The organism is Mycobacterium simiae (assembly GCF_008370645.1).
GTDB classification, from domain to species: Bacteria; Actinomycetota; Actinomycetes; order Mycobacteriales; family Mycobacteriaceae; genus Mycobacterium; species Mycobacterium simiae_A.
Window position 1 is genome coordinate 1 of the sequence record NZ_VTZN01000408.1, and the last position, 1,108, is coordinate 1,108.

1 pseudogene is annotated in these 1,108 nt (G+C 75.2%); it reads right to left on the reverse strand.

Annotated features, from left to right (window positions below):
- Positions 1–1,108: pseudogene (locus F0Q45_RS28270) on the reverse strand (PE family protein); the annotation flags it as partial.

Consider the following 1,108-nt stretch of genomic DNA (forward strand, 5'->3'; position numbering starts at 1 on the left):
AGTACCACCCGATAGGTCAGCTGAGGCGCCGCCTTGCCCGCCATTCCCGCCGAGCCCACCAGTGCCGCCGCTGCCGCCGGCTCCGGCTGTTCCGGCGGCCGACGCGCCGCCGAGGCCACCGGTGCCGCCCGCGCCGCCGGCGCCGCCGGCACCACCGGCACCACCGCTGCCGCTACCAGCCCCGGCACCGCCGGCACCGCCATTGCCGCCCTTACCCCCAGACCCGCCAGCCAAGCCGGCGGTGCCCGAATCACCCGGGCTGAGCCCGTCGGTGCCGTTGAGGCCAACCGCGCCCTTGCCGCCTGCGCCGCCAGCTCCGCCATTGCCACCGCTCTGAGGGATGGCTAGGGAGGCACCGTTGACGCCGGCACCGCCATCGCCTCCGGTCCCACCAGCGACCGCGGCACCGACAACGCCGTTGCTACCGGCCATTCCGCCAATGCCCCCGGTGCCAGCGGCCCCGCCGGTGCCGCCGGCCCCGACGCTGCCGGCATCACCGCCCCGACCGCCCACCCCACCAGTGTGGTTACTGGCGTCGCCGGCTCCGCCGAGTCCGCCGTTACCCGGCGTCCCAGCATCTCCGCCCTTGCCGCCGGCCCCACCATTGCCGTTAGTCCCGGTACCGCCTGACCCCAGCGCTGCGCCGCCGCTACCTCCTGCCCCGCCAGCACCGCCAGCCCCACCGTTACCGGCTTTACCACCATCGCCGCCAGCGCCGCCGGCGGCAACCGCGGCTGCGCCATCTTTACCGTCTCCGCCCGCCCCGCCAACGCCGCCAGCACCGCCGACACCGCCAGCACCGCCATTACCGGAGACGGACCCGCCCAGACCGCCGTCACCGCCTATGCCGCCGGCTCCGCCACCGAAACCGTTAGTGCCCGGCGCTCCCGGAATATCACCGCCAAGGCCATCCGCGCCCGCCGCGCCCTTGCCGCCGGCACCACCGGCGCCACCATTGCCCACCGAACCCCCGTTACCCCCGGCCCCGCCATTACCCCCAGAACTGCCCGCTGCGACAGCGTCAAAGCCGGCCCCACCGGCGCCACCATTGCCACCGCTGGTGACCGGCGCTCCCATCGCACCGGTGGCCCCGGTCGTGGAACCAAAC